This is a genomic window from Phytoactinopolyspora endophytica (genome assembly GCF_004138495.1).
Classification (GTDB): Bacteria; Actinomycetota; Actinomycetes; order Jiangellales; family Jiangellaceae; genus Phytoactinopolyspora; species Phytoactinopolyspora endophytica.
Genome location: NZ_ML142863.1, coordinates 124444 through 128654, shown reverse-complemented (window position 1 = coordinate 128654; position 4211 = coordinate 124444). Strand labels below are relative to the sequence as shown.

Here is a 4211-nt window from a genome sequence, read left to right as displayed (position 1 = left end):
TTCCCGGTGGAGCTCACGGTCGTCCGGCTGGACGGTCTACGCGTGGATCGGGTCCGGCTCCGCCGCGCCGACCCGGAGCAGCAGGGCGGCGCGTCATGAGCGACCTCGGTGCGCTGGCGCTGGCCCTTGCGTTGCTGATCGGGAACGCGTTCTTCGTGGGCGCGGAGTTCGCCCTGATCTCGGCTCGCCGGACGCAGATCGAGCCGCGCGCGGCCGCCGGCTCTCGCTCCGCCAGGATCACTCTGCGGGCGATGGAGCGGGTGTCGCTGATGATGGCCGGGGCCCAGCTCGGGATCACCGTGTGTTCCCTGGGCCTCGGTGCGCTGGGCGAGCCCGCCGTCGCGCATCTGCTGGAACGGCCGATCGGGGCGCTCGGGGTACCCGGTGCGGTCCTTCATCCGTTGGCATTCGCCATCGCGCTGGCGATCGTGGTGTTCCTGCACATGGTGATCGGCGAGATGGTTCCGAAGAACATCGCGTTGGCCGGCCCGGACCGGTCCGCCGTGCTGCTGGGTCCGACGCTGTATGGCATCGTCATCGGGCTCAGGCCGCTGATCTGGCTGCTGAACCAGCTCGCCAACATCGTTCTACGGATGCTCCGCGTCCAGCCGAAGGAGGAAGTCACCTCGGCGTTCACACCCGAAGAAGTCGCTGGGTTCTTCACCCAGTCGCGCCGTGAAGGATTGCTCGACGAGCACGAACACGCCCTGCTCAGCGGCGCCCTAGCCTTCGCCGACCGGCCGGTGACGTCAGTGGCTCTGCCACTGGGCGATCTGGTCACCGTGCTGCAGACCACCACGCCCGCCGAGGTGGAGGACATGTGTGCCATCACCGGGTACTCCCGCTTCCCGGTGCGGCGCGAGAACGGAAGCCTGGCCGGTTACGTGCATACCAAGGATCTGCTCGGGCTGTCTCTTCAGGAGCGGGACAGGCCACTGGACCGCCGGGTGATCCGCCCGTTGGCGACCGTCACCGCCGACCGGACGCTGCGCGACGTCCTGCTCGTCATGCAGGACAAAGGGGCGCACCTCGCCAGCGTCGTCGATCCGCATACGGGCGATCTGGCCGGTCTCGTCGCGCTTGAGGATGTGCTGGAGGAACTGGTCGGCGAAGTCCGCGACGCCACCCAGAACGCGGACTGACCACGGCTGGACCTCGCGGCCTGAAAGTGACCTGTTCGTCTGTCGGACGACCGTTAGAACACGGCCTTGCCGCCGGTGACGCCGAGCACGGTTCCGGATACGTAGCCCGCTTCGGCGGGGGACGCGAGGAAGACGAAGGCCGGCGCCACCTCAGCCGGCTGGCCGGCTCGCCCCAACGGAGTGTCCTGGCCGAATGCCTGGATCTTCTCCACCGGCTGCGTGGCGGGCTGCAGCGGTGTCCAGATTGGACCGGGCGCGACGGCGTTGACCCGAATGCCGGCAGGGCCCAGCTCGGCGGCGAGGTTCACGGTGAAGTTGTTGATCGCGGCCTTGGACGCGGCATAGTCGAGCAGCGACACCGAGGGGTCGTACGCCTGGATGGACGAGTTGTTGATGATGCATGAGCCCTCGCCCAGGTTGGGCACGGCAGCCTGTGTCACCCAGAACAGGGCGTAGAGATTGGTGCGGATGACCCGATCGAGCTGTTCGGGACTGATCTGCTCGATGCCGGTCTCCCGAGCCATCTGATATCCGGCGTTGTTGACCAGGATGTCCAGACCGTCTAGTTCGGAGATCGCGACGCCGACCGCCTCACGGCAGGCGGTGAGTTCGGTCAAGTCGGATGGGATCGTCACGGCGCGCTGCCCGGCCGCGGAGACGAGCGCGGCTGTGTCGTCGGCGTCGGCCCGTTCCTCGGGCAGGTACGTGATCGCGACGTCAGCGCCCTCGCGGGCATAGGCGATCGCGATGGCTCGGCCAATGCCCGAATCCCCGCCCGTGATCAGTGCTCGCATCCCCGCCAGACGGCCGTGGCCCCGGTAGCTCTGCTCACCGTGATCGGGCTGCGGGTCCATGTTCTGGGTGAGCCCGGGTGGCTCTTGTTGTTGTGCAGGGAACTCCCGCGGATATTCGGCACGCTCGGAGGCGGGTTCACGAATGGACGGCACGAGACCTAGGTCTACCCTGCCCGTTCGCACGCAAACCTGCCCGGTGACAGACACAAACAGGGCGCACGCGGGTTTCACTTCTGCTAGCATGAAGGTTAACGCAAGATGAACAAAAGTTGAATGCGAGGTGGGCAATGGGTAACCGGACACCGTTACTGCAGGCCACGTGGGTGCGCTCGATCGATCGTTCCGGCCGTACGTGCCTCGTAGAGCGCTGGGTAGCCGTCAATCCGAATGAAGAGAGCAACCGTCGGGCGGATTCGAAGCAGGCCGCATAGCGAAGCACGTCGTGTGATCGCGCGCCGATGGAAGGCCGCCGACGCGAACGCCCCTCTGGATCCACCAGAGGGGCGTTTGTTGTGTGTTCGAATGTCGTGTGAGGAGGAGGCTGTCGGAAGACCCAGGACCTCATCGTGACCAACGAGCTCTACCGCGATCTGACGAAGACGTACGCCGGACTGGAATCCGAGGTGTCGGAATGAGCGCCTACGACACCGCGGCGCACGCCGTGTCAGACCAGTTCAGGGCCGGGCTGGAGTCCGAGTACGGCTCCGTTGGCCGCCAGTGGCTCGCCGGGTTGCCGCAGCTACTCGAATCACTGTGCGCACGTTGGGAACTTGAGCTCACGGACTTGACGCCACGCCACGGCTACCTTTCCCTCGTCTGGCAGGTAACGCACAGGTCGGAGTCGCTCGCCCTGAAGGTGACTGTGCAGTCGGCGACCTTGGCCCGGGAGACAGCTGGGCTGCTGGCCTGGGACGGACGCGCGATGGTGCGACTCGAACGTCGCGACGTCGAGCTGGGAGCCGCTCTCCTGCAGTGGCTGGACGCCAGCATTTCGTTAGCGGACGTGCCGATCGGTGAGGCGGTGGAGGCGGCCGGCCGGATGCTGCCAGTCACGCCTGTAGTCGAGCGGACGTCGGCTTCAGCGTACGAGAACGCTCGTGCCCAAGCGGTGACAAGCGCCTGGCATTGGTCCAGACGTAACCGCGAGCTCGGAGATCCGCTGTCGCCGCACGCGATTCGGGCGGGCGAGGCGGCACTCGCGCGTATCGACCGGCGCTCGGAAGTCGAACCGCCGCGGCTGGTCAACCACGACCTCCACTACGAGAACGTGATCCGGGACTGGGACGCGAACTGGGTGTGCGTCGACCCCAAGCCAGTCATCGGCGCACCTGAGTACGCGATCGCCCCGCTAATCTGGCGGCGCTACCGCGATCCGGAGGACTCGGTCGAGCGGGTCCGGCAGTTGTGTGCACTGGCGGGCCTGGACGGACCCCTGGCGCTCGACTGGCTGCTCGTCCGGACCATCGAGTACCTGTTCTGGGCGCTGGGCGCGGGCCTGACGACGGACCCCGAGATCTGTCGAGAGCTAATCGGCCACCTGACGAGCGAACGGAGCCCCTTATGACGGTGGACGACAACGTCCTGGCCACCTATCGCTCCGGCATCGGTTGCCTCTTCGCATCCCATCGCTTGCCGCCGCGTTCCGTTCGGATCGGCGGTGCGGAAGCGAACCAGCAACGTGAGCCTAGCCATCCTCTGCGTTCTTCAGCACGCCGGTGAGGTGCTCAGCGGCGGCGAGGACGGCCGGCGCGTGCACCCGTCCGGGCTGGCGGGTCAGCCGCTCGATCGGGCCGGACACGGACACAGCGGCGACGACGCGTCCGCTCGAGGACCGTACCGGTGCGGAGACGGACGCCACGCCAGGCTCGCGCTCACTGACGCTCTGCGCCCAGCCGCGCCGGCGGACGGCGGCGAGCATCGTCGCGGTGAATCGTGCGCCCTGCAGGCCACGGTGCATGCGTTCGGGCTCTTCCCACGCGAGAAGGATCTGGGCAGCGGAGCCGGCGAGCATCGTGACCGTGGCTCCGACCGGGATCGTGTCTCTCAGTCCGCTCGGACGCTCCGCGGCGGCGACACAGATGCGCTGTTCACCCTGGCGGCGGAAGAGCTGGGTGCTCTCACCGGTCGCTTCGCGCAGCCGGGCAAGGACCGGGCCCGCCGCTGCGAGAAGGCGATCCTCGCCGGCGGCGGTGGCGAGCTCGGCCAGGCGTGGGCCGAGGACGAACCGCCCGTGCAGGTCGCGGGAGACCAGACGGTGGTGCTCGAGTGCCACGGC

5 protein-coding genes are annotated in these 4211 nt (G+C 67.6%); 3 read left to right on the top strand and 2 right to left on the bottom strand.

Annotated elements, in window-relative coordinates:
• Positions 1-99 (top strand): hypothetical protein (locus ELR45_RS42940; RefSeq protein WP_205857228.1); only part of this gene is annotated, 99 nt, incomplete at its 5' end.
• Entirely contained in the window at positions 96-1142 is a 1047-nt protein-coding gene (locus tag ELR45_RS24850) for a hemolysin family protein (protein ID WP_129668734.1), read from the top strand. The genes ELR45_RS42940 and ELR45_RS24850, both read left to right, overlap by 4 nt.
• 53 nt (positions 1143-1195) lie before the next feature.
• Here ELR45_RS24850 and ELR45_RS24845 read toward each other — a convergent pair whose 3' ends face one another.
• Complete coding sequence (locus ELR45_RS24845; protein WP_420813949.1) at positions 1196-1996, bottom strand: SDR family oxidoreductase; 801 nt, start codon at positions 1994-1996, stop codon at positions 1196-1198.
• A 571-nt stretch (positions 1997-2567) separates the two neighbouring features.
• Here ELR45_RS24845 and ELR45_RS24840 point away from each other — a divergent pair.
• Positions 2568-3500 (top strand): aminoglycoside phosphotransferase family protein, encoded by a 933-nt coding sequence (locus ELR45_RS24840; RefSeq protein ID WP_129668732.1) that lies wholly within the window; start codon positions 2568-2570, stop codon positions 3498-3500.
• Positions 3501-3620: 120 nt separating this feature from the next.
• On the opposite strand, the gene ELR45_RS24835 is transcribed toward ELR45_RS24840, so the two are convergent.
• Positions 3621-4211 (bottom strand): IclR family transcriptional regulator (locus ELR45_RS24835; protein WP_240760116.1); only part of this gene is annotated, 591 nt, incomplete at its 5' end.